Genomic DNA, 25,188 nt, shown 5'->3' on the forward strand with positions numbered 1-25,188 from the left:
CGACAAATTGCGTACAGAGATTTATTCTTTCGGTGTGCCACAGAGTCCGTGGCTGAGGCTGAAAGGATCAAGCAATGTCTCTCACTACCCAACCGCCGCGCATTTCCAATGAAGAGCGGCTGCAGCGTATCAATGTTCTGCGCCGTAATCTGAGCGAAAAAAACATTGGCGCTTTGCTGCTTGGGTCTACCGAGAGCTTGCTCTATTTCACCGGACTTGTCTGGCATTCCAGTGAGCGTCTGCTTGGTGCAGTCATTACGCAAAGCGAAATCGTCTACATCGTACCGGGTTTTGAGCAGAGCCGCGTTGAAAGTCTTCCACATCTATCGGGTGAAATCCGCACCTGGCAGGAAGAAGAAAACAGCGCCGCACTTGTTGCCTCGCTGCTGAAGGCCAATGAAACACTTGCCGTTGATGATGCGGTGCCGCTGTTTGTCTACAATAACTTGCGTAGAGAGATCGGCGCTGATCGTCTGGTTGATGCGGGTCCGATCATTCGCAAACAGCGCATAGCCAAATCGCAAACCGAAATCGACATCATCAAATATGCCATGGGGCTGACACTTGAAGTGCATCGCCGCTCGCATCAGTTCATTCGTCCGGGTATAGCTGCGTCAGATGTCGTACGCTTTATTGATGAGCAGCATCGTGAACTGGGTGCAAGCGGCGGCTCGACTTTCTGCATCGTCTCTTTTGGTGAGGCAACGTCGCTACCCCACGGTGCGGATGGCGAGCAGTTTTATAAGAACGGCGACGTCATTCTCGTTGACACCGGTTGCCGGATCGATGGCTATCATTCTGATCTGACCCGCACCTATATGCTGGATGAGCCGACCGCCGAGTTTGAACGCATCTGGACGATTGAGCGGCAGGCGCAACAGGCCGTATTTGATGCAGCAAAAATCGGTGCCGCCTGTTCCAGCCTTGATGATGCCGCCCGCGCGGTGATGATGAAGCATGGTCTCGGACCAGACTATCAACTTCCTGGTCTGCCGCATCGCGCGGGCCATGGTCTGGGTCTGGAAATCCACGAAGCTCCCTACATTGTTCGTGGCAATCAGTTGCCACTCGCGCCGGGCATGTGCTTTTCCAATGAACCGATGATCGTCGTGCCGGGTCAGTTTGGTGTTCGTCTCGAAGACCATATTTACATGACGGCTCAAGGCTCTGAGTGGTTTACGCAGCCTGCCAAGGGGCCAACCGAACCATTCGCGTAATTTCCGACAGAAGGACAGGCTGATGACGGATAGTGAAATCACTCTGACGAATGAGCGCAAACGCGGTTCGGGCGTTAAAATGGTCTATGACCTGCTGCGTGATGAAATTCTTGATCTGGTGCTGTCGCCCGGCAGCCCGATCGATGAGGTGCAGCTTGCGGAGCGGTTCAAGATGTCCCGCACGCCAATCCGTGAGGCTTTGGTGCGGCTGGCAGGCGAGGGGCTCATTGATACATTGCCCAATCGCTCGACGATGGTGTCAAATATCGATTTCCTCAATATGCATACCTATTTTGACGCGCTGACGCTGATGTATCGCGTCACGACCCAACTGGCAGCCAAGAATCATCGTCCCGAAGATCTTGAGATCATCGCTGGGCATCAGAAAGAGTTCGCTGCAGCGGTTGAGGCACAGGATGCACTTGGCATGATTGCCACCAATGCAGCTTTGCATCTCGCAATCGCGGAAGCGGGTCGCAATCCTTATTTCACCACACTGTTCAAACGACTTCTTGATGAGGGGCGCCGGATTCTTCGGCTTTACTACCAGTCTTATAATGATCGCTTACCCAAACGCTTTGTGGAAGAGCACGACGAAATGATTGCCGCAATTACTGCGCGTGACACGCAACTGGCCGAGCAATTGGCACATGAACATGCAGAGCAGATTGTGCGGCAGGTACAAAAACTGGTGATGCGAGACGACCGTTTGGAAATAAGTTTGTAGACCTGTCTTATTTTTGTCGACAAATAAAATACAGACTGATATATCAGTTGCAGGGAACTAAAACGAGGCAATGTGCCACGATAGTTTCAACCGCGCTGTTTTTTGTTTTGCTGCATTGTCCTTTGCGAAGCTGTTCAACAGTTTCGCCGGAAATGCTCTGAGAGGAGTTTTAGATGGCTGCCAATATTTTCTCCGGCGTGATTCCGGCTCTGATGACCCCATGCAAGGATGATCGCACGCCCGATTTCGATGCGCTGGTGCGTAAGGGCAAGGAGCTGATTGCGACTGGCATGTCGGCTGTTGTTTATTGCGGTTCGATGGGCGACTGGCCTCTGCTGACCGATGAACAACGCATGGAAGGTGTCGCGCGTCTGACTGCAGCGGGCATTCCTGTTATCGTCGGAACCGGCGCTGTGAACACTGCCGTTGCCGCTGCACACGCTGCACACGCACAGAAGGTTGGTGCAAAAGGCTTGATGGTGATCCCGCGCGTTCTGTCGCGTGGTTCGGTGATTGCAGCACAGAAGGCGCATTTCAAAGCTATTTTGTCTGCTGCTCCTGATCTTCCGGCTGTTATCTACAATAGCCCGTATTATGGCTTTGCAACTCGCGCCGATCTGTTCTTTGCGGTTCGCGCAGAGCATCCGAACCTCGTTGGGTTCAAAGAATTCGGCGGTCCGGCAGATATGCGTTATGCGGCCGAAAACATTACCAGCCGCGATGACGATGTCACGCTGATGATTGGCGTTGATACGGCTGTGTTCCACGGCTTCGTCAATTGCGGTGCTACAGGCGCGATCACTGGCATCGGCAACGTTCTGCCGAAAGAAGTCATCCAGCTCTGCAAGCTTTCGCAGGCCGCAGCTGCAGGCGACGCTGATGCGCGCCAGCGTGCGCTTGAACTTGAACAGGCCCTTGCTGTCCTTTCGTCTTTTGATGAAGGTCCGGATCTCGTGCTCTATTTCAAGCACATGATGGTTTTGAAGGGGGACAAGGAATACACGTTGCATTTCAACGAAACCGACGCTCTTTCGGATAGCCAGCGTGGTTATGTCGAAGCGCAGTTCAAGCTGTTCAACAACTGGTATGCCGAGTGGAGCAAGCTTCCGGGCGCTGTGCAGAAGTACAAGGCTTAATTGAGCCTTAGACTGAAAAGGCCCTTCGTTTGGAGGGCCTTTTTTGTTTAGAGCGTTTCTTACTTTGATTGAAACAGGGGAAACGCTCTAAGTATTTGTTTTATCGCATTTACCTCACGCAAAACCGCTTCGCACTTTTACTGGAAATGCTCTAGGAAATGGCATCGAGGCCTTTTTCAAGGAGGTGGTCGAGCTGGTCGATTTCCGCCTTGGTGAGTTTTACGCCTTCGCTTTCAGACTCAATGCGCGCTTTGAACCGTCGCTGTGAGGGCAGGCGTGCGCCCTGACCAACGATTGCCTCGAAGAACGCCTCTGCGCGGGCAAATGGGTCGCCGGGGCGGCCTTTTGCAAAAGCTTCTGGCGAAAACGCTATGATAAGTTCGCCATGTACGGGCGACAATGTGGTGGTGCCGAGGAAGTCGAGCACTTCCGGGCTCGTCAGGTCGCCAATCATGATGGCAGCGAGTAGCTCAACCATTGTGCTGATTGCCGAACCTTTATGCCCGCCAAATGGCAGCATGGCACCAGCCAATGCTGTTTCCGGATCTGTCGTCGGGTTGCCGTCGGCATCCAGTGCCCAGCCTTCCGGCAACTGCTTGCCTGCGCGGCGATGCAGTTCGATCTCGCCACGTGCGGCAACGGATGTTGCAAAGTCGAAGACGTAAGGTGATGTTGCCTTGCGCGGCCAACCAAATGCGAAAGGATTGGTGCCGAGCAACGGCTTGTTGCCGCCGGTCGGTGCCACCGTCGCATAACTCGGACACATGACGAGAGCAGCCAGACCTTCGGCTGTCAGCGCTTCGACTTCCGGCCAGAGAGCGGAAAAATGCGTGCAGTCATTAATAACAAGTGCTGCAATGCCATTTCTGCGCGCACGTTCGGCCAGAACCGGAACGCCCATCTCGAACGCGGGGTTTGCGAAACCGTAATTGGCGTTCACCCGCACAATGCTGGAAGCTTCTTCCGTAACGATTTCAGGAATTGCGTCCGCTTTTACCTTACCGGCCTTGACTGTGCGAAGCGCACCCTCGATACGGTATATGCCGTGGGATTTGCAGTGATCGCGTTCACCAGCAACAATCACACGAGCGACGGCTCCAGCCTGTATAGCGTTGAGACCTGCTTTACGAAAAATCGCCTCTACGCGATCGTGAAGCGTTGCAATGCTCAGGATAGTGGTCTCGCTCATCATGCGTCTTTCATGGCTACGCCTGATGGGAGGGCCCACAGGCAATTGATATCTGCGCACATAATGTATACAAACATTAGGCAAGTGCAATTTAGATGCGGTGGGATACTGGCTTAATTGCACGCCGATTTCTACAGGAGGATGAACGAATGGCATTCACGCCCAAAGGAAAACACCTTGTTGCTGGCGAATGGCTCGACGGAGCTGGCACATTTCAGTCTGCACCAGCAAGTGGGCCTGCCCATTCTTTCGCAGTTGGAACTGTTGATCTGGTAAACCGCGCCTGTGAAGCAGCGGAAGATGCTTTCTGGACTTATGGCTATTCGAGCCGCGCCGAGCGCGCCGTATTCCTGCGCGCAATTGCTGACGAAATCGAAGCACGCATCGCCGATATCGTCGTCATCGGTTCGCAGGAAACCGGCCTGCCGGAAGCACGCCTTCAGGGCGAGACGGGACGCACGACCGGTCAGCTTCGTCTGTTCGCCGATCATATTGAAAAAGGCGATTATCTTGATCGCCGTTTTGATGCAGCACTTCCTGATCGTCAGCCAGCGCCGCGCCCTGAGATTCGTCTCGTTCAGCGCCCAATTGGTCCTGTCGCAGTCTTCGGTGCTTCCAACTTCCCGATGGCGTTTTCGACTGCCGGTGGCGACACAGCAGCAGCCCTCGCGGCCGGTTGCCCAGTTGTCGTGAAGGGCCATTCAGCACATCCAGGCACAGGTGAAATCGTTGCTCAGGCTGTTGAGGCTGCTATTGCCAAGACCGGCGTTCACCCGGGTGTGTTCTCGCTCATTCAGGGCGGTCGCCGCGATGTCGGTCATGCACTGGTACAGCATCCCAACATCAAGGCTGTCGGCTTTACCGGTTCTCTCGGTGGTGGCCGCGCATTGTTCGATCTTTGCGCAGCACGTCCTGAACCGATTCCATTCTTCGGTGAGCTTGGTTCGGTCAATCCGATGTTCCTGTTGCCAGAGGCAATGAAGGCCCGCGCCGAAGCGCTCGGACAGGGCTGGGCCGGTTCGCTGACCATGGGCGCAGGCCAGTTCTGCACCAATCCGGGCATTGCCGTTGTTCTCGACGGTGCTGACGCAGATCGCTTTACGGAAGCAACAGTCGAAGGTCTCAAGAAGGTTGGTCCGCAGACCATGCTGACCGATGGTATCGCTCAGGCATATCACGACGGTAAAGAGCGTTTTGATACACGCAATGCCGTTAAACCGCTGTATGAAACCGAGTCATCAGGTCGTCAGGCTTCGCCAAATCTGTTTGAAACGACTGGCGAGCGTTTCCTGTCTGATCATGCTCTGGGCGAAGAAGTGTTCGGTCCTCTTGGACTGGTCATTCGCGTTGGTTCTGTCGATGAGATGGAAAAGCTCGCTCGTGGCTTTGAAGGTCAGCTGACTACCACGATCCACATGGATTCAGGCGATCTCGACGAAGCACGCCGTCTTCTGCCCGTTCTGGAGCGCAAGGCAGGCCGCGTGCTGGTCAATGGCTTCCCGACTGGTGTGGAAGTGGTTGACTCGATGGTGCATGGCGGACCGTATCCGGCATCGACAAACTTTGGTGCGACAAGCGTTGGCACCATGTCCATTCGCCGCTTTCTGCGCCCTGTTTCTTACCAGAATTTTCCGAAGGGCCTGCTGCCGGAAGATTTTGAATAATCTTTTCGTTACAGATAAAAACAGAAAGCCCCTCCTTTGGAGGGGCTTTTTTGTTCTATTCGTAAAGTGCTGCAGCCAATTTTCGGACAGCTTCAGCAGTCCTTGGGCCAAATCCCAGCATATATGGGCCTTCCAGCACAATCAGGGACTGGCTTTTGGCAGCGGGTGTTCTCTGTAGAGCTTTCACGGAGAAAACGTCCTCGCGGGTCGGACCGCCATTACCATCTGAGAGCATGAGCACGACATCGGGCTCCGCCTTGACCAGCCATTCTTCTGCGACGGGTTTATAACCAGAATAGACCGACAAAGGATTGATGCCACCTGCATAGCGGATGAAAGCATCAGCTGCCGTGTCGCTGCCAGCACCACTCAGGCGAGCCAGCCCATGGAAAAATACCACCTTCTTTTGCTTATCGGCTGATATCCTGCTGGCATAGGCTGTTGCCATATCGAAGTCCTCCACGACTTTCTGCGTCAGAGCTTCGCCTTGCTTCTCAAGATCAAGCCTCTTTGCGATGAGCCCAATCTTTTTGATCAGACCGGCACGGCTGTTGTCGACAGGCACATAGAGGATCTCGACCGCTGACTGGTTCAGAACATCGGTGGTTTCTGGCGGGCCGATATCTTCGGATGCAATGATCAAGTCTGTATTAAGCGTGAGTATGCCTTCAGGAGACAGGCTTCGCCGATAGCCGAGATTTGCCCTGCTTGAGGTTTCAGCAGGGTACTTGCTACTGCGGTCAACCGCGACAACCTTATCGCCAGCACCAAGCGCGAATATGATTTCGGTCACGTCCGGACCAAGCGAAACAATGTGTTGTGCCTCTCTGATTTCCGCGACGGCTGATGATTGGGCGATCAGCGGGAGGCCGACGAGAAACATCAATGCGAGCAGAGGACGGACGGAGATGGCGATTAAGGAATGCACGGTTGCTTGATCCGATCAATGGAATGAACTGATCAAGCAACCTATTTAATATGAGTATTATTATCAAGTTAAATCATGCGCCCCCGATAAGGGCGCTGGAAGTTCTAACTAATGGTCGCTTTTGACTTGCGAGGGGAATATTTTTTCACAAGACGGAAACTTTGCTTCGTCGTTGGGCGATCGTTGGAGTCCACCAGCGCTGACAAAGCACGCGCGTAATCGAGTACAAGTCCGGGAGTCCACGCCATGGATTCTGCACGCTTGCGCATAAGGCCCGCGGCCCAGAGTTCTGGAAACACGATGGCCTGCAGCGCCCTGAAAACTGGCCATCTGTGCTCGCGATAAACGCCTTCAAGAGCTGCATCCAATGCGTCGGCGACAGCACTTGAACAGTTCCTGTTGGTCAGATTGTAAGTGTCGTTTGCACGATAATGCTTCCAGAATGTTTTGAGGCGTGTTGCGTCAATATTATTGATTTCAACTTGCACGGTAGACGGACACCATTCGCCTGACTCTACCTCGTAGCTCGGCAAAAAACGACCAGCAACATTGTTGTCGGCGGTGGCACGCAAAGTACGGCTGAATTCGTCAGGGTTGCGGTCGATTTCAGCTGCGGGGTAATGACTGATATATATATCGGGAGCCATTTCCAGCGCTGCGTGTCCTGTCGAGATAACACCGTTGCTGTCGACGGCCGCAATATAGCGGTTGATCGCTCTTTGCCGAAGCGATGTCATTGCTGTGCCTGTTGGTGTCCAGACGTGAACGATAAGCTTTTTGCGGTTTCGGGCGCTCCGCTTGCGGTAGAGCTTTGCCGCGCGTTGATTGAAGGGGTTTCTGCTGAGAATGCTTGTCAGCGAGGCATCTGCTTCAAGCCGCTTTATTCGGAACGCGATGCTGAGCAAGCCAACGCCAGTCAGGATGAGAACGGCACCCACATTCGTGCCAACTGTGCCTTCATACCATGTCGGCCAAGGCTGCAACGTTGCAATTGCCAGCAGGACTTCGACGATGCCTCCGGCCAAACCGACTTTCCAGCGCGGGTATCGTACTACCCAGGCGCTGCCGATACGCACAATACCATCGATGAGAAAACACAAGCCGAAAAGAACAGCGAGCGCAAAGTTGCTCGCAGGTGTCGAGCTTATGATCAGGATGCTCACACCGAGAAGGGCTACGCCTTGCACGATGCGCATTCTGCGAGCTGTGCCATAGCTCGCAATGGCCGCGAAGAGGCACAATGCGGCTTCAGGCAAGAGGAAATAACCAAAAACCCGTGCGGGTAGGACGGTATCGCCGTCAAGTGCGTCGATAACGATCAGTGCACCACCGATAATCCAGAGCACAGAGACTACCAGCAAGGTTCTCCAGTGCCGCTGAATAATTTCGCGGCCCAGTAGTAGAAACAGTATTCGTATCACCCCACCACTCCGCATACTTTCAACGCATTTGTTAATAGCCGCAAAGAGGGAGGCTTTTCAATGTAAAAGGGATTCTAACTCGGTGACATTTCCATGATGGCTGGATCGGTTGCAACTTCTCTAAGAGAAAAAGCCCCGCGGGGCGGAGCTTTTTATTCAATGCGATGTCGACGCTCTAATCATTTGTTCTTACGCGTATTTTTCCCAAAAACTGTTTCTCACTTTTTGGGATGCGCTCTAACTTATTGCTCGTCCGACCCAGATCAGAATACACGCGCCGATGAAGCCCGCCACCAGATAGCCGAGCCAGCCACCGAATGAGACGCCCAGAAAACCAAAGATAAAGCTGGCAATTGCCGCACCAATGATGCCCAAAATAATGTTCATGAATATGCCTGTGTCGCTATTCATGAAGTTGGATGCAATCCAGCCAGCAAGACCGCCAATAATAATTGCAGCAATCCAGCCTACACCTGCTTCACCCATTTTCGTCTCCCTATCTAACTTGATGAATAAGGATATGTATCAGTCCGCAAATTCGGCAAGGCCGCAACGCCGACGTCTCAATCCGCAAGACGGCTTGTAAGAACTTGTTGTATGCCTGCGCGTTCTGCCGATGTTAAATCCAGTCTTTCAAACTGGTCATCAAGCAACACTGGCAGCGTATTGTCGGCTCGAACTGCCACAGGGCCAAAGGTCTCATCGCTTTTCTCGTTATAATACAGATAAGATCACCGGGCAAAGTGATGCCACACCATTCGCCCGATCATGACATTGGGACACCCTCTTTATTCAGATCCGTTTCGAAGTTTTCGGGTTAAGCTCTAAATTTCCCGCATCCGATTGCCGAAATTCACGAATATGAACTGACCTGCATAGGCTGCAATTGCGGCCTTGAGCAGATCGCCAGGTACGAAGGCAAGATCGCCAATGATGGCGCTGAATGGAGAGAGGCCAACATAAGCAATGAGCCAGGCGACGCCAAATGCGTGATCGATGATGACACCTACTGTGGCAGCAAAGAAAAAGCCTGAGAAAGTTTTCCAACCGCCGCTTGAGCTTTTAGCCACCTTGTTTGAAATCCAGCCTGTGGCAAAAGCTGCAGGCAAGAAGCCCACGAGATATCCAGCTGTTGGGCTGAGAAACACAGCAAGACCACCTCTGCCTCCCGATAGAACTGGCAGGCCGATTGCGACGAGCGCGATCAGCAGTAGCACCGAAAGTGTGCCTCCGCGTGCGCCAAGCACGACACCAGCGAGCAGAACTCCCAGACTTTGCGCATGAATTGGGACAGGTATGAAGGTAAGCATTATTGGGGGTATCAAGCCCAGTACCACGATGATTGCGGTAAACAGCGCTATCATAACCAAAGATTTCGTTTGCACGTCTTGTACCTTCTTAATGGCGAAGCGGTTATGCGCTTACGTGTCTATATTGAATTCTGTTTACGGTGTTCATTGCGAATGCATCTTGCATCAATGGCATTTGCAATTTCGTCTGCACTTTGCAGTGTACCAATTACCATTGGTACGATCACTGTAGATAGCCGCATTTTCAGCCCCCGTGCACGATGTGCCTCCGCTACTGATTTGTAACGGGCGTGCACCTCGGGAACGAAGCGTATGACCAATCCGATCGCCAACCCGATGTCACGTGCATTGCCTATACCAATCGCCTCCAATGGTCGAGCGGCTCTGGTGATCGTGTCTATAAACTGGCCAATTGTCGTAGTCGCTGTAATCACAGTGGCAAAGAGGCTCAATGAGCCCAGCCGCATGAGAACAATTGATGCCGCTTGAAGGCTGTCTGCATAGGCGGTCCAAATAACGACAACCGCAATCGTCAGCAGAAGTGGCCATGATTTTAGCCATTGAGCAACAGCGGTTCGGCTCGAGATGAACGAACCCACGACGACCAGAGTGGTTAAAACTCCAAGAGCTACAGGAGATTTGAAGGTAAACAACACCACACTCAACCCGAAAAGGGTGATGAGTTTGACCGCTGGCGGCACTCTGTGAGCCGGTCCATCACCGTGGGTTTCATAAAAGTTCATCATGCCAGCGCCAGATAATGGGCGATAGTCTCGTCAACGGGTCCATCCTGGATGAGTTTACCTTGATGGAAGAGCAGTACGCGGTCGAAACCTGACAGCAAGGTTAGATCATGGCTAACCACGATAACGTTCTCTTCAAGATCGCGGATGGTCTGTTCTACGATATTCCTGTTTCTCAAATCGAGTTGGTTGGTCGGCTCGTCCATGATGACAATATCAGGCGATGTAACAAGAACGGAGGCGAGGGCGGCAAGCTGAAGTTCACCGCCGGACAGCTCGTGTGCCCTGCGCTCTGCCAGATGCGCAATTCCGATGCGATCAAGTACGTTTGAGACTGCGGCGGCTATTTCCTGCTTGTTGAGCCCGCGCGATTGCAGGCCCAAGGCAATATCGTCTTTTATCAGCGGTAGTACGATTTGGTTTGCAGGGGTCTGGAAGATATAGCCAACAGCTGTGCGCACTTTTGCACCGTCAGTCGCAGTATCATGGCCATTTGTCACGACACGGCCCGACGACGGCAGTATCAATCCATTCACCATGCGTGAAAAGGTGGATTTCCCTGATCCGTTCAGGCCGATGATGCCGATACGCCGTTGTGAAAGCTCGAGCGAAAGTGGCTCTAAAACCACCTTATCGGCAAACTTCGCCTCAGCTTTATCAAAAAGAATTTTCAACTTTTGACCCCACACAATGCGACATCGCTTGGCTCGACGCAATCATGGCGTTCAAGACGTCAATGCAATGCGATTGGTTAAAGCTGATCGGCGCGCGGTGCAATAAGGCCGCTCTTCTTTTATTTGTGGGCTTCTGGATTTTTGATCCTTTGTAAAAGTTCGAGCAAACGGCGGTGTGCAGAGTGTTTGTGTCATTCAGAAAGCATAAAAGCGCTGATGATCAGCGCTTTTCGTCTTCTTTGGTGAGATGCGGGCTCCAACGCCCTGCATCTGTCATAGCTTCAATCAGTGTGATTATTTGCGCAACTCGGCTTCGATCTGATCGAGAACCTGATCCTTGCCGATGCCTGTGAGGAAGGGCAGGCCCTTTATGACGGGCTTGGTCACCGAAGCCGAAATAGGTGTGGTGGAAACGATGAAATCCACATTGTCAGCCAGAGAAGCAACTTCAGTTGCTTTTGCCTGCTGAGCGTTGAAGGTAAGCCCGCGCTTTTTCATTTCTTCGGTGACGGTTGCATTCACTGCCGTAGATGTCGCTACACCTGTACCGCAAGCGAAGAGAATTGTTTTCATTTTAGCCATGGTTTCCTCCAATTGGTGCTTGTGTGTTCAGAGCGCTAGAGCATTTCCTGTTTTTCTTGAATCATTGGAAATGCTCTATTCTTTGTTTTTTCGCATTATCCGACGCAAAACCGCTTCGCACTTTTGCTGGAAATGCTCTAGCCTTTATTGCAAGGCAGTTTGAACGTCCTCAAGCGTGCGTGCGGCCTTCAGCCTGTCGAGTGCATCAGCGTCCTGAATGGTTGCCATGATCTGCTGCAAGGTTTCAATCTGTTTGTCCTTGTCATTGATGGCAAGCAGAAACACATATCCAACCGGGACAGCTTCTTCCGGATCTTCCATATTGGCGAACTGGATAGGCGATTTCAGCGTCGCAAAGGCGATTCCAGCCTTGATCACATGTTCAGGATCGGTGTGAGGGACTGCGACGTTATCATCGCGCTCTAGCGGCAATCCGGTAGGCATGGACAGTTCGCGGCTGACGACGGCATCAGCATAGCTTGGCTTGACGTAGCCAAGTTTCTCCAGCTTGCCCGCCAATATCCGGATAATCTCTTCGTTGGTTTTTGCGTCGCTCTGAAGCTCGATCGCTTGTGGGTCGAGAAAATCAATCAGACCAGCAGCCATTCCATTCTCCATTCAAAGAAGGTCGCACGCCGATCTCGACGTGCGACTTGTATTTCATGCAGCGATCATTGTCGCGCTCAGGCTGCAATTTCGTCTGCAGGTTCGTCCTCAGCACCCGCAGCGCGTTCCCATGCCTGCGTATTGCGACGATAGAGCATGAAAAGTGCTGCAATAACCACGGCGATTACCGCGATACCAATAGCACCGAGCCATTGGATGGCCGAGATGATGACGTAAGGCACCCACAGGAATCCATCGACCACCGAAGTAATCTGCAAGGCGTTCTCAGGCAGCTTGAAGCCCGACGAAACAGCCGCGCTGGTGAACAATGGTGCGAGCGCATTGGCGACATAGAAGCCGATGGCCAGTGTGATGGTTCCGACGACGACCATACGGAACACGTTTCCTTTCAGAAGCGGCGCCGTCATGGCGACGATGAATGGAATGACGGCAAGATCGGCGAACAGGATCACGCGGTTGCCCGGCAGGATGACCGACAGAATGATCGCAATCGGCACAAGAATGAGTGACGACGAGATTGCAGCCGGGTGTCCGATCAGGATTGCCGAGTCGAGACCGACAAGAAGTTCGCGGTCGCCTGTGCGCTTGCGCACAAATTCCTGTGCAGCATCAGAAACCGGCAACAGACCTTCCATCAGGATTTTCACCATGCGCGGCAGAAGCAGCATGACCGCTGCGAGCGTCATGCCGGTGCCGAGAACCTTGGCGAGGATCGTGCCGAAGTCGCCTGCATTATAAAATGCGATAGTACCAAGAACGAGGCCGATGATCAGCCCCATCACGACCGGCTCACCGAAAACGCCGAAGCGACGTTCGATGGTTTCAGTGCTGATGTTGATCTTGTTGATGCCGGGAATGCGATCCATGATCCAGTTGAGCACGATGGCGATTGGCAGGATCTGCGCCGAGGCCAGATGTGGCACGGACACACCGGGTACGCCATAGAACTGCTGAACAGCGCGTGCGGACCAGTCTGCAAACAGCAGCGACAGTGCTGCAACCAGTGCTGCAATGATGATGCCGTAAGCGAGATTATCGGTTGCAGCGACAACCAGCGAGCCTACGAAAGCAAAGTGCCAGAAATTCCATACGTCCACATTGAGCGTGCGCGTCCAGCGCATGAGCAGGAGGACGATATTGACCAGAATACCTACTGGAATAACCCACAAGCCCACGGATGAACCAAAGGCAATGGCCGCAGCGGAAGGCCAACCGACATCAACGATGTCGCGTTTGATGCCTGTATTGGTCACGATTGCCTGAGCCACTTCACCGATGGAGGTGAACATAAGGCCAAGGACCAGATTGATACCGATGAAAGCGACGCCAATTGTTATGGCTGCACGGAAGGCTTTGCCGACCTTCGCCCCAAGTACCACTGCAATAATGAAAATCACGATAGGCAACAGCACTGTCGCCCCAAGCGTATCGACTGCCGTTTTAAGTCCGCTCAGAAATGCGTCCATTTATCTCTCCTCCCCCTCGGAGCACGTCCCAAAGTGCACCGAACTAACAGAACATCATTATTAGCTCGCACGTATCGACGTTTCAAAATGTGAATTGGGCGAAACGGCAGAACATTTGTATTCTATAGCAAACTAAAGTTGAATAACAAGATGGCATTTCGTGAGGTGTGAACGTTGCGAGAAGTGAACACTGGTATTGACTTAGAAACAAATGTTCATTAATCGATAATGCATCAGAGGAGACTGCGAGAATTTTGCAGGGACGTTCAGGAGGAAACGATGGCAACCAATGTGGCGTTGACAGGTTTGGCGCGTGACATGCAGGCGCGGGCGGATAGTGGGCGACCAATTCGCATCGGACTGATTGGCTCCGGCGAAATGGGCACCGATATCGTCACGCGCGTTGCACATATGCCGGGCATCGAGGTTGGCGCTATTTCTGAACTGCGCGTTCCCAATGCACTCAAGGCCGTGGATATTGCTTTTCAGGAAGAAGGCCATGGCCGCGAGGTCTCGACAGCTTCCGACCTGACTGCTGCTATGGAAGCGCACAAGGTTGCTGTAACCGACAATGCCAATCTGATCCTCGAAAATGATCTTATCGATGTCGTTATCGATGCAACCGGCGTTCCGGCTGTGGGGGCTGAAATCGGCCTGCGCGCCATGGAGCATGGCAAGCATCTTGTCATGATGAATGTCGAAGCGGACGTCACCATCGGTGCTTATCTGAAAGCCGAAGCCGAACGCCTTGGCGTGACCTATTCGCTGGGCGCAGGCGATGAGCCTTCATCCTGTATGGAGCTGATCGAGTTTGTGACCGCGATGGGCCACCCGATTGTGGCTGCGGGCAAGGGCAAGAACAATCCGCTCAATATTGATGCTGTTCCGGATCAGTATCTGGAAGAAGCAACCCGCCGTAACATGAATGTACGCATGTTGGTGGAATTCGTCGACGGTTCAAAGACCATGGTTGAAATGGCTGCTATCGCCAATGCAACAGGTCTTGTTCCCGACAAAGCCGGTATGCACGGTCCTGCTGCAACGCTCGACCAGCTCAATAAAACCCTGATCCCTGAAAAGGACGGCGGCGTGCTGTCGAAGGTCGGTGTGGTCGATTATTCCATCGGCAAGGGTGTTGCGCCGGGCGTATTTGTTGTCGCCGACATGTCGCATCCGCGTATTTCCGAGCGCATGGAAGATCTGAAGATGGGCAAGGGGCCATATTTCACGTTCCATCGCCCGTATCACCTGACTTCCCTTGAAGTGCCGCTCACCTGCGCCCGCGTTGTGCTCTATGGCAAGCCGGACATGGTGCCGCTTTCAAAGCCGGTCGCCGAAGTGGCAGCTGTTGCAAAGAAGGACATGCAGCCGGGCGAAAAGCTCGATGCCATCGGCGAATATTGCTACCGCGCGTGGATCATGACTTCGGGCGAAGCGCGCAATGCGCACGCGATCCCTTGCGGGCTTCTGCAGGGCGGCAGCGTGACCAAGCCGATCAAGAAGGGCGAGCTCATCACTTACGATAATGCGGCTGTGGCACCCGGTTCCAAGATTGCCGAACTGCGTGCACGTCAGGACAAGCTCGTTTACGGAGCGTGAGGACAAAACATCATGGTTCAAGCCAAAAAAGTCGAACCGCAGGATACGGGCGACCGTCACAACTTGCCTTATGCTTTCCGCACTTATTCGCCGGAACAGTTGAAGGAAGCACTGCATAAAATGTATCTCATCCGCCGCTTTGAAGAGGGCGCGGAAGAAAGCTACACGCGTGGCCTTATTCACGGAACGATGCATCTTTCTATCGGGCAGGAAGCGAGTGCGATGGGATCGTGCCTGCCGCTCAACGACGATGACATGATTACGTCGACCCATCGCGGCCACGGTCATTGCATCGCCAAAGGTGCAGACGTGAAGCGCATGTTTGCGGAGTTTTTCGGCAAGGAAACCGGCTATTGCAAAGGCCGTGGCGGCTCGATGCACATTGCCGATGTTTCCAAGGGAAATCTCGGTGCGAACGGTATCGTCGGAGGGGGTATCCCGATTGCGGTCGGTGCAGCTCTTTCCGCCAAGAAGCAGAAAAACGGCAAGGTGGTCGTTTCGTTCTTTGGCGATGGTGCGAACAATGAGGGTGCTTTTCACGAAGCACTCAATATGGCTTCGGTCTGGAAGCTCCCTGTCATTTTCGTGTGCGAAAACAACGGTTACGGGATGTCTACTTCGACCAAGCGCTCGACGGCGGTTGCCAATGTCGCTGATCGTGCATCGGCCTATAACATGCCGGGCGTGATCGTGGATGGCAACAATCTGTCGGAAGTGGCAGAGGCCGTCAACGAGGCTACCGAACGCGCGCGGCGCGGCGATGGACCGACGCTCATTGAAAATAAGACATACCGCATTCGTGGTCATTCCAAGAGCGATCGCAACCGCTATCGCACTAAGGAAGAAATTGAGCATTGGCAGAATGATCGCGATCCAATCGCGCATTTTGAGGCCGACTTGAAAGCTTATGGCTTCATCAACGATGCCGAGATCGAGGCGATCCGTGCTGAGGTGGAGAAGGAAATCGCTGAGGCGATCGAATTTGCCAAGAACAGCCCTGCGCCTGATCTGACCAACCTGACCCGCGACGTTTACACGGACGATATTTGAACATGGACACAGCAATCCGTGAGTTGAGCTACTCGCAAGCCATTCAAGAAGCTATGGCAATTGCCATGGAACGCGACGACCGCGTTTTTCTGATGGGTGAAGACATTGGCGTCTATGGCGGCGCATTTCAGGTGACGGGTGATCTGGTGCATCGCTTTGGCGAAGACCGGGTTATGGACACCCCAATTTCAGAACTGGGCGGCGCAGGTGTTGCTGTCGGTGCGGCCTTGACCGGTATGCGTCCGATTTTTGAGTTTCAGTTTTCCGACTTTGCTGCCCTCGGTATGGAGCAGATTGTCAATCAGGCGGCAAAAATCCGCTACATGCTTGGCGGTGCGGTTTCTGTGCCACTGGTCATGCGCTTCCCTGCAGGCTCTGGAACAGGTGCTGCGGCGCAGCACAGCCAGAGCCTTGAAGCATGGCTTGGCCATGTTCCGGGTCTCAAGGTTTTACAGCCTTCAACGCCGCATGACGCCAAAGGCATGTTGCTTGCGGCCGTTGAAGATCCAGACCCCGTCATGATCTTTGAACATAAGCTGCTTTATAAGATGAAAGGTCCGGTCCCTGAAGGCTTCTACACCGTGCCGATCGGCAAGGCAGAAGTGGTTCGCGAGGGTCGCGATCTAACCATCGTCGCAACAGCAATCATGGTGCACAAAGCACTTGATGCGGCTGCCGAACTTGCCAAGGAAGGCATTGATGTTGAAGTGATCGATCTGCGCACCGTGCGTCCGATTGATCGCGAAACCATCATTAAAAGCGTCAAGAAAACATCCAAGCTCCTCTGCGTTTATGAAGCTGTGAAGACGCTTGGTATCGGCGCTGAAATCTCCGCAATCGTCGCGGAAAGCGATGCTTTCGACTATCTCGATGCGCCAATCGTGCGTCTTGGCGGGGCAGAGACTCCAATTCCTTATAATCCTGATCTTGAACGTGCGACTGTTCCACAGGTGCCTGATATCCTGAAAAGCGCGCGTGATCTGGCCAAGGGAGTGCGCTGACTATGGCTGTGGAAGTCATTCTCCCCAAGGTCGATATGGATATGGAGACGGGGCAGATTTCGCGTTGGTACGCCAAGGATGGCGACACTGTCACGAAAGGCCAGCTTCTCTTTGAAATTGAGACTGATAAGGCGGCGATGGAAGTCGATGCGCCAGCAACGGGCATCATCGCAGATATCAGCGCCGCAGAAGGCGCTGTTGTTCCGGTTGGTCAGACTGTCGCTTGGATTTACGACGAAGGTGAAAAGCGAGTTGGAGCTTCGGCACCTGTTGTCGAAGAGAAGCCAGTCGCAGCTTCCGTTGAAACGATCATCGAGCCGGCCATTCAGCAACAAGTTGAGCCTAAGCCCTCCCGAGACGATGTAGCCGGCTCAGCTGATGATGTGCGGGCAACACCGCTTGCTCGTCGGCTCGCCCGTGAAGCAGGCATTGATCTCGCCACCATTCAGGGCTCAGGGCCGAAGGGCCGTGTGCAGAAGAAGGACGTTGAAGGCAATACCGGCATTGCGAAGCCTGCGGTATCGGCTAAATCGCCTGCAATTAAAAATGTTGACCCATCCGCGCCCGGTCAGCTCAATGCAGTCTGGTTGCGTGAGGGCGAGGCCGATCGGTTGCCGATTGTGCTGATCCACGGCTTTGCCGCAGACCTCAACTCATGGCGTGGCTTGTTTGCGGGGGCGTCGCTTGGCCATCCGATACTGGCGCTTGATCTTCCGGGACACGGCAATTCACCACGTGTTGTTCCTGAAAGCATCGATGATATTGCTACCGCCGTCGAAGCGACGCTTTCTGCTTTCGGTGTGACGTCTTGCCTGTTGGTCGGTCACTCGCTTGGTGGAGCTGTCGCCACAATCACCGCTGCGCGTGGCGTTGTCGACGTGCGTTCCCTGTTGCTTATTTCTTCGGGGGGCTTGGGGCCGCAGGTCAATGGTGCATTCATAAAAGGTCTCGTCGGCGCGAAAAGCGAAGCCAGCATCGTTCCCTGGTTGAAACTGCTCGTTGCCGATGAGAGCCATCTGACGAAGCCGTTCATCAATGCAACAGTTGCACAAGCGGCTGATGCAGAACTGCGCGATACGCAGGAAGCGATAGGTGCGCGGTTCTTTGCTGATGGCACGCAGACTTTTGAGGTTCGCTCAAGCATTGCCTCGCTTGCAATGCCGGTGCGGCTCATCTTCGGTGCCGAAGATCGGGTTATTCCCGTTGCCCAGGCCCATGGTTTGCCGGGGAAAGTTGGCGTCCACATTTTCGCAGGTTGTGGACATATGCCACAAATCGAAGAGCGGGCTGCGGTGCTGCAAATTCTCAAAGAATGCGCAGCCGCCGCCAATTGATGCGGTAACCGAAAAAAGCACATCGTTTTGTGACGATGTGCTTTTTGTCATTACTCGGACTGCGCCCTGTCCTTGAGCATCTGTGTCGCACTTTCTTCATCGGTGATGAGAACGGTGGGCTTCAGAAGTTCGATTGCGCCAAGCAGAGCGGCAATTTTCTCTTTGCCGCCTGATGTAAGAATACGCTGCGGCGTCTTCTGAAGACTTTCAATTTTTGCCGACATAACGCGATCGTGCACGGGATCATCAACGATCTTGCCGTTCTTGTCATAGAAGTGGAAAAGCACGTCGCCAACAGCGCCATTCGCGATGAGCGAGAGCTTCTGTTCTTCATCAATCAGGCCGACACGATAAGACGTGCTGCTGGCGGTTTGAATGTCGCCAACGCTGAGCAGAACCATGTCCAGCTCTTCGGCCATATCCAGCACAGTATTCAATCCGCAACGTTCGATAAGAGCGATCCGTGTCTCTTTGCTATCAACCAGAGCAGGGGCAGGGATCAGATAGCCTTCACCCTGAAAAATCTGCGCAAACTGCCAGGCAAATTCCGGCGGATTGGAACGGCGTGGCTGCACGATGCCGCCGAGCAGCGAGATGACTTTCAAATCGTTGAGTGGGCGGGCACCGATGTGCTGCAGAGTGCTGGAAAGAGTACGCCCCCAGCCGACGCCAATCGTCATGCCGTGCTGCACCTTTTCCGACAGATAAGCGCCAGTGGCAGCACTGATCGGTGGAATAGGATCAATGTCGGATGAAGAGAGCGGCGCGACAATCGCGCGTTCCAGACCAAAGGTCTTTTCAAGCTCTACTTCGAGTGCAGTCAGACTTGCCAGCTTGCCTTCGATGGTAATTTTTACTTCATTGCGAGCACGGGCATCAGCGAGAAGACGAACGATTGTGACACGGCCGACGCCAAGCGCTTCAGCAATGTCGTTCTGGGTCATTTGTTCGACGTAATACATCCACGCGGCACGCGTTCTCAACCGGCTCGTGCGGTTTTCGGCGGCAACGCCTTCCGATCCAATGATGAGGTCAGCTGTCTCCGGATTCTTTTGCGTCTTCTTGCCAGCTTTTTTCAAAATAATCCCTCAAATTATTGGCGCAATACTGCTTTATAGAAGTGATACTCTTAAAGCGAACCTATTGCTTTTCCACGTGAAGGCAAACAATAATTCATGTGCTCTGTCCAGGCTGTTCCGGTGGCGCTTCGGTTAAGGAAAATGAACATGCTACGCATTCTTTCGGAAGAAATTGCAGTCAATCTGAAGGACCGTTTGCGCGAGGTTCGATACATGATTCGCCGCAATCGTCATGAAAGTTTGCAGGGCGAACAGGCCTCTTCGCGTCCGGGTGAAATCGTGTCACCGGAATTGCTGCTGGGACATGCCGCGAGCATGATGGACAAGGCGCTGACGACGGCTGAAACAATCTCCATTTCACTGATTTCATCGAACCCGAATGTTCATAACAGTGCGCCGCATGTGAGAAGCCTGTCAGTTTATTTCGGCACAGGAGCTGAAGGTGGGCGCGCGTTCCGCAAGGATATGTATTATCTCACCAAAGAAGTGCTCCGCCGCCATCAGTTGCAGAATGTGCTGATTCAGGAAGCTGTGTTTGTAACGGTGCATGCAAGAATGATGCGCAAACATGGAGCTCTCTTGAAGAGCGCGGTTGCCGCCGAAGTGGGTGACAAAAAAGTAGCCGAAACGGCCAAGGCCATCACGGCCATGTTTTTCGAGCTTCTTGCGGAAAAGCCGGTTCGTTTTATCTCACTGGATGGTCATTGTGATCCGCAGGCTTTGCGTAAATTCGAAACGATGTGTTTCGCTGCTGTTGGCCTGGCATGTGGGCTGGCGACAGCCAAAGCTGGCGATCTGGAAGGAATTGACCCACTTGAGAGTGCCATTCTGGCTTTGGATGCAAGACATGAGCGTCTGATGCAGGCCGCTGAAGATCGGGATCAGTCACAGCTCGAAAATCTGTTCCAGACCTTGATTGCACACTTGCCATAAAGCAAAGCCCGGATATTAGAGCGCAGATCTTACTCAATCAGATCGGCGCTCTAATATCCGGGCTTTGCTTTACATGCGTCGCAAGCGACTTCCTAATTTACCAGCATATCCGTGATCGTCTTTTTTGCACGGGGGATTGAAGCGGGGCTCATGCTGAACTCGGTCAGCCCCATGCGCATAAACTCTCCGATAAGTTCCGGCTTACCTGCAGCTTCTCCACACATGCCCACCATGATGCCTGCTTCGGTACCCGCCTTTGCGGTCATCTCGATTGCCGCCATGACAGCCGGGTGGCTTACGTCGTTGAGCTTCGCAACGGTTGGATTGAGCCGATCTGCAGCCATCACATATTGCGTGAGATCGTTGGTGCCGATGGAGAAGAAAGCCGCTTCTTTTGCAAGTTCGCGGGCTGCAAAAACCGCCGCCGGCGTCTCAATCATCACGCCAAGGTCGAACTCGGCGAAAGCTTTACCTTCGCTTTTAAGTTCGCTGATGCATTCTGCGATCAGTCGTTTGGTTGCGCGAATTTCTTCGACATCCGAGACCATCGGCAGCATCACCTTGAGATTGCCGTTGACAGCTGAGCGCAACAAGGCGCGCAACTGCGGCTTGAATACATCCAAACGATCCAGACACATGCGAATGCCGCGCCAGCCAAGGAAAGGGTTTTCTTCCTCGGGAAATTCGATGCCCGCAATGGGCTTGTCGCCACCGATATCGAGCGTTCGGACAATAACCGAATGTGGTGCAAATGCTTTGAGAAGCGCCGAATAGGTTTCGGCCTGCATGTCTTCGGAAGGCAGATGAATGTGCTTCATGAAGAGAAGCTCAGTGCGGAAAAGACCAACACCCATCGCACCGGCTTCGAGCGCGACGTCGATCTCCTCAAGCGCGCCCATATTGGCGGCAACTTCGATAATATTTCCATCTGCGCGTCGAGGAATTATCGAGCGGTAGGCATCAAGCGCCTGCTTTTCCTGCAATGCCGCAGCGATGCGTGTTTCGATATCGCTGCAGGTGGCCGCATCCGGGTCTGAATGAACGATACCGCTACTTCCATCTACAGCAACGACTTTAGCGTTTTTAAGCTGCTGAACCGCACTTCCGAGGCCAAGAACAGCCGGAATGCCATGCGTGCGGGCAATGATTGCAACATGCGATGTCGCACCGCCATGTCCGCAGACAACGCCTTTGATTTTCTTGAGCGGAGCCCGTGCCAAATCCCAGGCGCCGATGTCTTCAGCGATAAGTACGGATCCTGCTGGCAAGCCCTCCAGATTGATGTCTTCTTTGCCGAGAAGGGCGAGGCAGATCTGGCGGCTGACAGCATGCACATCATCTGCACGTGCATTGAGATAAGGGTCATCGAGTGCCGCAAACTGTCCGGCAACTGTGGATGCGGCTCCCAGCATTGCGGAAATTGCATCCATGCCGCCGCGAATAAGCGAGATAGCTTCTTCAGTCAGGCTGTCATCAGCCGCAATATCTTTTAATGCAGCGATGATACCGCGATCTGTATCCGCAAGGTTCCCTGCTATGAGCGATTCATCCATGCGTTGTTGCACAGTCGTAATTGCCGATTTGAAATGGGCAATTTCTGCGTCAATTTCGGACGCTGCAAGCTTTCGACCCAGTGGCTTTATTTCCTCAGGAAAAAAGGGAAATGCCGTGCCTAAAGAAATGCCTTCGCTTGCGCCGACGCCCTTTATTTGCCCATCGGGAAGCTTTGCGATTGTTGCTGCTTGAGCGACCGGTGCAGGTTTCGGTTCGGTGCCTGATGTCGAAATGGTAGGCGTTACCGCGCTGATTTCTTCAAGACCAGCCTGCGGGTTTTCCAGATAGCCGATCAGCGCTTCGATGGCTTCAATGGCATCGGCACCATCGGCACGAACGGTCACTTCATCAAGCTCTTTCACACCAAGCAGCATCAGCTTGACGGAGCTTTTGGCACTTACGCTTTTTCCGGCCTTGGCGATTTCGATGTCACTTTCAAAACCTTTGGCCAGTTTAACGAAGCGGGTTGCGGGGCGCGCATGCAGCCCTTCATGCACCCGGACGATAGTCGAGCGTTCCATTTATATAAGCCTCAAAGCGACATCTGAAACATTCCAACATTTTGAATGTCGAAACTTGTTCCAATTATCTGTTTTAACACGTAATTCCAAATCCAATGATGGCCAGATTCAGCCGCCAATGGTGATAATCTGCCCTTCTTTGAGAGCAGCGACAAGCTCTTCGCCGACGATTTCAGTAGCGCAAATTTCGCCTGGACGATCTGTGGACTGCGCGCCCGTAAACGAAATAACGACATGGCCGATTTCTCGTACTTTTTGCCAAGCGCTATCACCGACGGCTGTGATTTCTGCGTTGAGTGAGCCGATGGTGATGCGGGCTCCGACAGTGGGGGCGGCAGCTTCAGGGCCTTCTTCCACGACATGCATTACGGAAACTTCAGCGAGTTCGGGTGGCGACCCATCTGCAAAAAGAATGAGAACGCCGCCTTCAGCGAGATCCGCAACTTCCGGGCCGATTGCGGTGATCCGCGTTTTCAGATGTATCGACATAGAGGCGGTCCTTTCTTGGTATGGTCTTCGATACTCGGGAAAATCGACGAAGAGCATCGCTATTGCATATGTTTGGGAGATTGCCTGCCGCCACTTTTGCCGCGGCAGGCTGAACGTCTTAAAGCACTGCGAGGCTGACAACCCATGCGATCAGGACTGAAACTGGACCCATGATCTGACGGCTGATCAAAACAGCTGGAACGCCAATTTCGATTGTCTTGGGTTTTGCTTCACCGAGCGCCAGACCAACTGGCACGAAGTCGCAACCGACCTGCGTGTTGTAGGCAAAGAGCGCAGGCAGGGCCATAGCCGGAGCGATGGTGCCGTTGGCGATCTGCGGTCCTATGATCGCCACGCCGACGACCTGCGCGATAACCGCGCCCGGTCCGAGGATTGGCGAAAGGAACGGCAAGCCGCAAATTGCAGAAAGCACAAGCAAACCGACAATATTGTTGGCTAGCGGTCCGAGCGGCTGGGCAAGAATATCGCCGATGCCGGTATAGAGGATCAGACCGATCAGCATGGTCACGAATGCCATGAATGGCAAAACGTTACGGATAACCTGATCGATTGTGCGGCGCCCCGCCTGGAAGAAGATACCAACCACACGGCCCATGACACGACCGATACTGCTGATCAGTCCGACCAAACCGCCTTCGCTCGGCTGTTCTACCGGTGCAGACTCTTCTTCTTCAACTGCGGCAACTGCAGGGGCAGCGGTGGCCGAGCCATCGGCAGAAACGATGTCTTCCGGCTTCACACCTGACACGTAAATGTCCTCGGTGATAAACTGTGCCAGTGGCCCGGATTGTCCAACCGGTGTGATGTTTACCGTTGGAATGCGCTTGCGCGGATAGACGCCGCAACGGGCAGTGCCGCCACAATCGACAACCACAACTGCCATTTCGCTTTCGATTGGTGGTGAGCGGAAGCCGTCAACGGCCTCTGCTCCGGTCAGTTCGGCAATCCGGCGTGCAAGCGGATGAATGCCGCCGCCAGTGACCGAAACCACCTTATTGCGTTGCTCTGTCGGCTGAATGACAAGCGGACCGCCCCAGCCATTTGAGCCGCGGGAAATTTTAACTGCCTTATAGGTCTTTACCATGTCGTCCTCCCCAATTCCCGCTTAAAGCTCAATGCCTTGACGCCGCGCCATGATGGCGGTGATGCGTTCTGTGAGCATGCCTTTAAGGAGGATCACGACGAGACCAACGATGGCGTACCAGATGGCCACGTTGATGTGATAACCCGTTGGAACTGCGCCCTTCTTTTCCAGTTCAAGAAGTGCGACGAGAATGCCACCCCAGACGAAATATTCGCCCGGATTGATATGCGGAAAGAGGCCCAGTGGCGGATGAACGTAGGAAACAGCCGCGTCATAGAAGGCGGGCTTGTATTTCTCGTCCAGAAACGAACCGAATGTGTAGGCCATCGGGTTGGTCAGGAAGAACACCGAAAGAACCGGCAGAACGGTATAGCGGGTGAGCGCGATACGTCCGGCGCTGCGCGCGATGCCATGGACGCGCTTTTCACCGACCAGTTCGGTTACGGCATAGAAGGCGGTCATCAGCACGACGAGTGTCGGGATAATACCCGTTACAAACCCAGCAAAAACTTCGCCACCTTTCTGGAAGACGCCAATGAAATGCTTGCCGATTGAAGCAAGCCAGCCAAGCTGTTCTTCCTGCTGGACGTTCTGAAGGCGTTCCTTGAACTGATCAACGGTAATTCCGCTGCTGCCGGCATCGGCAGGCGCGGTGGTTGTTGCTTGCGCAAGCTGCAGAAGATCATTTCCCGCGTGGTCTGCGGCATGTTTGCCATGCAGGGCAGCATCGGAAATCATGCTGCCAGCCATATGTATAGATTGCATTGTTACGTCGGCATGTTGTGCCAACATCGTGACTATCGACATTGCTCCTCCTCGATTGCTTGTTTCAGGCAAGC

The 25,188-nt window shown here is 53.5% G+C and carries 24 protein-coding genes; 9 read left to right on the top strand and 15 right to left on the bottom strand.

Annotated elements, in window-relative coordinates; all coding sequences use genetic code 11:
* Positions 1 to 74: 74 nt before the first annotated feature.
* The 3 genes from CEV33_RS22880 to CEV33_RS22890 all read left to right on the top strand — a co-directional run bounded on the left by CEV33_RS22880 (position 75) and on the right by CEV33_RS22890 (position 3,080).
* On the top strand, positions 75 to 1,217 hold the full coding sequence (locus CEV33_RS22880) for a M24 family metallopeptidase (RefSeq protein ID WP_094542656.1): 1,143 nt from the start codon (positions 75 to 77) through the stop codon (positions 1,215 to 1,217).
* Positions 1,218 to 1,239: 22 nt separating this feature from the next.
* Positions 1,240 to 1,944 (top strand): GntR family transcriptional regulator, encoded by a 705-nt coding sequence (locus CEV33_RS22885; protein WP_094542657.1) that lies wholly within the window; start codon positions 1,240 to 1,242, stop codon positions 1,942 to 1,944.
* Positions 1,945 to 2,117: 173 nt separating this feature from the next.
* Positions 2,118 to 3,080, top strand: coding sequence for a dihydrodipicolinate synthase family protein (locus CEV33_RS22890; protein ID WP_094542658.1), 963 nt, complete (start codon positions 2,118 to 2,120; stop codon positions 3,078 to 3,080).
* 151 nt (positions 3,081 to 3,231) lie between these two features.
* Here the strand turns inward: CEV33_RS22890 and CEV33_RS22895 are convergent, their stop codons facing one another.
* Positions 3,232 to 4,269 carry an Ldh family oxidoreductase gene (locus CEV33_RS22895; protein WP_094542759.1) on the bottom strand — a complete coding sequence of 346 codons (1,038 nt, stop codon included), beginning with the start codon at positions 4,267 to 4,269 and terminating at the stop codon, positions 3,232 to 3,234.
* A gap of 149 nt (positions 4,270 to 4,418) precedes the next feature.
* On the opposite strand from CEV33_RS22895, the gene CEV33_RS22900 reads away from it, so the two are divergent.
* A complete protein-coding gene (locus CEV33_RS22900; protein ID WP_094542659.1) occupies positions 4,419 to 5,933 on the top strand; it encodes an aldehyde dehydrogenase (NADP(+)) in 1,515 nt (504 codons plus the stop codon).
* A 55-nt stretch (positions 5,934 to 5,988) separates the two neighbouring features.
* Here CEV33_RS22900 and CEV33_RS22905 read toward each other — a convergent pair whose 3' ends face one another.
* The 9 genes from CEV33_RS22905 to CEV33_RS22945 form a co-directional block, all read right to left on the bottom strand.
* Positions 5,989 to 6,861, bottom strand: coding sequence for a heme/hemin ABC transporter substrate-binding protein (locus CEV33_RS22905; RefSeq protein WP_235818511.1), 873 nt, complete (start codon positions 6,859 to 6,861; stop codon positions 5,989 to 5,991).
* 104 nt (positions 6,862 to 6,965) lie between these two features.
* Complete coding sequence (locus CEV33_RS22910) at positions 6,966 to 8,222, bottom strand: HdeD family acid-resistance protein (RefSeq protein ID WP_094542660.1); 1,257 nt, start codon at positions 8,220 to 8,222, stop codon at positions 6,966 to 6,968.
* 297 nt (positions 8,223 to 8,519) lie between these two features.
* Positions 8,520 to 8,768, bottom strand: coding sequence for a GlsB/YeaQ/YmgE family stress response membrane protein (locus CEV33_RS22915; RefSeq protein WP_024896494.1), 249 nt, complete (start codon positions 8,766 to 8,768; stop codon positions 8,520 to 8,522).
* Positions 8,769 to 9,106: 338 nt separating this feature from the next.
* Positions 9,107 to 9,667 carry a biotin transporter BioY gene (locus tag CEV33_RS22920; protein WP_167388229.1) on the bottom strand — a complete coding sequence of 187 codons (561 nt, stop codon included), beginning with the start codon at positions 9,665 to 9,667 and terminating at the stop codon, positions 9,107 to 9,109.
* A 44-nt stretch (positions 9,668 to 9,711) separates the two neighbouring features.
* Positions 9,712 to 10,338: an energy-coupling factor transporter transmembrane component T family protein gene (locus CEV33_RS22925; protein WP_235818512.1), complete on the bottom strand. Its 627-nt coding sequence runs from the start codon at positions 10,336 to 10,338 to the stop codon at positions 9,712 to 9,714.
* Entirely contained in the window at positions 10,335 to 11,009 is a 675-nt protein-coding gene (locus tag CEV33_RS22930) for an energy-coupling factor ABC transporter ATP-binding protein (protein ID WP_094542662.1), read from the bottom strand. The genes CEV33_RS22925 and CEV33_RS22930 overlap by 4 nt, the downstream gene beginning before the upstream one ends.
* A 294-nt stretch (positions 11,010 to 11,303) precedes the next feature.
* Positions 11,304 to 11,591 carry a PTS sugar transporter subunit IIB gene (locus tag CEV33_RS22935; protein ID WP_010659301.1) on the bottom strand — a complete coding sequence of 96 codons (288 nt, stop codon included), beginning with the start codon at positions 11,589 to 11,591 and terminating at the stop codon, positions 11,304 to 11,306.
* 144 nt (positions 11,592 to 11,735) lie between these two features.
* On the bottom strand, positions 11,736 to 12,197 hold the full coding sequence (locus CEV33_RS22940; protein ID WP_010659300.1) for a PTS sugar transporter subunit IIA: 462 nt from the start codon (positions 12,195 to 12,197) through the stop codon (positions 11,736 to 11,738).
* Between the two features lie 77 nt (positions 12,198 to 12,274).
* Positions 12,275 to 13,684, bottom strand: coding sequence for a PTS galactitol transporter subunit IIC (locus tag CEV33_RS22945; protein WP_012093447.1), 1,410 nt, complete (start codon positions 13,682 to 13,684; stop codon positions 12,275 to 12,277).
* A gap of 279 nt (positions 13,685 to 13,963) precedes the next feature.
* On the opposite strand from CEV33_RS22945, the gene CEV33_RS22950 reads away from it, so the two are divergent.
* From CEV33_RS22950 to CEV33_RS22965, 4 genes are read left to right on the top strand one after another with little or no spacing between them, the layout of a single operon-like run.
* The gene (locus tag CEV33_RS22950; protein WP_094542663.1) at positions 13,964 to 15,283 is read left to right on the top strand and encodes an NAD(P)H-dependent oxidoreductase; all 1,320 of its coding nucleotides are present in this window, start codon (positions 13,964 to 13,966) and stop codon (positions 15,281 to 15,283) included.
* A gap of 12 nt (positions 15,284 to 15,295) precedes the next feature.
* On the top strand, positions 15,296 to 16,333 hold the full coding sequence (locus tag CEV33_RS22955; RefSeq protein WP_094542664.1) for a thiamine pyrophosphate-dependent dehydrogenase E1 component subunit alpha: 1,038 nt from the start codon (positions 15,296 to 15,298) through the stop codon (positions 16,331 to 16,333).
* A 2-nt stretch (positions 16,334 to 16,335) separates the two neighbouring features.
* Entirely contained in the window at positions 16,336 to 17,334 is a 999-nt protein-coding gene (locus tag CEV33_RS22960) for an alpha-ketoacid dehydrogenase subunit beta (protein ID WP_094542665.1), read from the top strand.
* Positions 17,335 to 17,336: 2 nt separating this feature from the next.
* The gene (locus CEV33_RS22965; protein WP_094542666.1) at positions 17,337 to 18,668 is read left to right on the top strand and encodes an acetoin dehydrogenase dihydrolipoyllysine-residue acetyltransferase subunit; all 1,332 of its coding nucleotides are present in this window, start codon (positions 17,337 to 17,339) and stop codon (positions 18,666 to 18,668) included.
* Positions 18,669 to 18,718: 50 nt separating this feature from the next.
* Here the strand turns inward: CEV33_RS22965 and CEV33_RS22970 are convergent, their stop codons facing one another.
* On the bottom strand, positions 18,719 to 19,747 hold the full coding sequence (locus CEV33_RS22970; protein ID WP_010659294.1) for a sugar-binding transcriptional regulator: 1,029 nt from the start codon (positions 19,745 to 19,747) through the stop codon (positions 18,719 to 18,721).
* Between the two features lie 147 nt (positions 19,748 to 19,894).
* On the opposite strand from CEV33_RS22970, the gene CEV33_RS22975 reads away from it, so the two are divergent.
* Positions 19,895 to 20,680 (top strand): hypothetical protein, encoded by a 786-nt coding sequence (locus CEV33_RS22975; RefSeq protein ID WP_094542667.1) that lies wholly within the window; start codon positions 19,895 to 19,897, stop codon positions 20,678 to 20,680.
* A 92-nt stretch (positions 20,681 to 20,772) separates the two neighbouring features.
* Here CEV33_RS22975 and ptsP read toward each other — a convergent pair whose 3' ends face one another.
* The 4 genes from ptsP to srlA form a co-directional block, all read right to left on the bottom strand.
* Positions 20,773 to 22,755: a phosphoenolpyruvate--protein phosphotransferase gene (gene ptsP / locus CEV33_RS22980; RefSeq protein WP_094542668.1), complete on the bottom strand. Its 1,983-nt coding sequence runs from the start codon at positions 22,753 to 22,755 to the stop codon at positions 20,773 to 20,775.
* Between the two features lie 108 nt (positions 22,756 to 22,863).
* Complete coding sequence (locus tag CEV33_RS22985) at positions 22,864 to 23,244, bottom strand: PTS glucitol/sorbitol transporter subunit IIA (RefSeq protein WP_094542669.1); 381 nt, start codon at positions 23,242 to 23,244, stop codon at positions 22,864 to 22,866.
* Between the two features lie 118 nt (positions 23,245 to 23,362).
* A complete protein-coding gene (gene srlE / locus CEV33_RS22990) occupies positions 23,363 to 24,349 on the bottom strand; it encodes a PTS glucitol/sorbitol transporter subunit IIB (RefSeq protein ID WP_094542670.1) in 987 nt (328 codons plus the stop codon).
* A 21-nt stretch (positions 24,350 to 24,370) separates the two neighbouring features.
* Positions 24,371 to 25,156, bottom strand: a complete 786-nt coding sequence (srlA, locus tag CEV33_RS22995; protein WP_094542671.1) for a PTS glucitol/sorbitol transporter subunit IIC — start codon at positions 25,154 to 25,156, stop codon at positions 24,371 to 24,373.
* Positions 25,157 to 25,188 lie beyond the last annotated feature (32 nt).

This window comes from Brucella grignonensis, from assembly GCF_002252505.1.
GTDB classification, from domain to species: domain Bacteria; phylum Pseudomonadota; class Alphaproteobacteria; order Rhizobiales; family Rhizobiaceae; genus Brucella; species Brucella grignonensis.

Coding starts and splice junctions, on each gene's coding strand:
- CEV33_RS22880 (WP_094542656.1), top strand. CDS start 75: ATGTCTCTCACTACCCAACCGCCGCGCATTTCCAATGAAGAGCGGCTG.
- CEV33_RS22885 (WP_094542657.1), top strand. CDS start 1,240: ATGACGGATAGTGAAATCACTCTGACGAATGAGCGCAAACGCGGTTCG.
- CEV33_RS22890 (WP_094542658.1), top strand. CDS start 2,118: ATGGCTGCCAATATTTTCTCCGGCGTGATTCCGGCTCTGATGACCCCA.
- CEV33_RS22895 (WP_094542759.1), bottom strand. CDS start 4,269: ATGAGCGAGACCACTATCCTGAGCATTGCAACGCTTCACGATCGCGTA.
- CEV33_RS22900 (WP_094542659.1), top strand. CDS start 4,419: ATGGCATTCACGCCCAAAGGAAAACACCTTGTTGCTGGCGAATGGCTC.
- CEV33_RS22915 (WP_024896494.1), bottom strand. CDS start 8,768: ATGGGTGAAGCAGGTGTAGGCTGGATTGCTGCAATTATTATTGGCGGT.
- CEV33_RS22925 (WP_235818512.1), bottom strand. CDS start 10,338: ATGATGAACTTTTATGAAACCCACGGTGATGGACCGGCTCACAGAGTG.
- CEV33_RS22935 (WP_010659301.1), bottom strand. CDS start 11,591: ATGGCTAAAATGAAAACAATTCTCTTCGCTTGCGGTACAGGTGTAGCG.
- CEV33_RS22940 (WP_010659300.1), bottom strand. CDS start 12,197: ATGGCTGCTGGTCTGATTGATTTTCTCGACCCACAAGCGATCGAGCTT.
- CEV33_RS22945 (WP_012093447.1), bottom strand. CDS start 13,684: ATGGACGCATTTCTGAGCGGACTTAAAACGGCAGTCGATACGCTTGGG.
- CEV33_RS22950 (WP_094542663.1), top strand. CDS start 13,964: ATGGCAACCAATGTGGCGTTGACAGGTTTGGCGCGTGACATGCAGGCG.
- CEV33_RS22955 (WP_094542664.1), top strand. CDS start 15,296: ATGGTTCAAGCCAAAAAAGTCGAACCGCAGGATACGGGCGACCGTCAC.
- CEV33_RS22960 (WP_094542665.1), top strand. CDS start 16,336: ATGGACACAGCAATCCGTGAGTTGAGCTACTCGCAAGCCATTCAAGAA.
- CEV33_RS22965 (WP_094542666.1), top strand. CDS start 17,337: ATGGCTGTGGAAGTCATTCTCCCCAAGGTCGATATGGATATGGAGACG.
- CEV33_RS22975 (WP_094542667.1), top strand. CDS start 19,895: ATGCTACGCATTCTTTCGGAAGAAATTGCAGTCAATCTGAAGGACCGT.
- ptsP (WP_094542668.1), bottom strand. CDS start 22,755: ATGGAACGCTCGACTATCGTCCGGGTGCATGAAGGGCTGCATGCGCGC.
- CEV33_RS22985 (WP_094542669.1), bottom strand. CDS start 23,244: ATGTCGATACATCTGAAAACGCGGATCACCGCAATCGGCCCGGAAGTT.
- srlE (WP_094542670.1), bottom strand. CDS start 24,349: ATGGTAAAGACCTATAAGGCAGTTAAAATTTCCCGCGGCTCAAATGGC.
- srlA (WP_094542671.1), bottom strand. CDS start 25,156: ATGTCGATAGTCACGATGTTGGCACAACATGCCGACGTAACAATGCAA.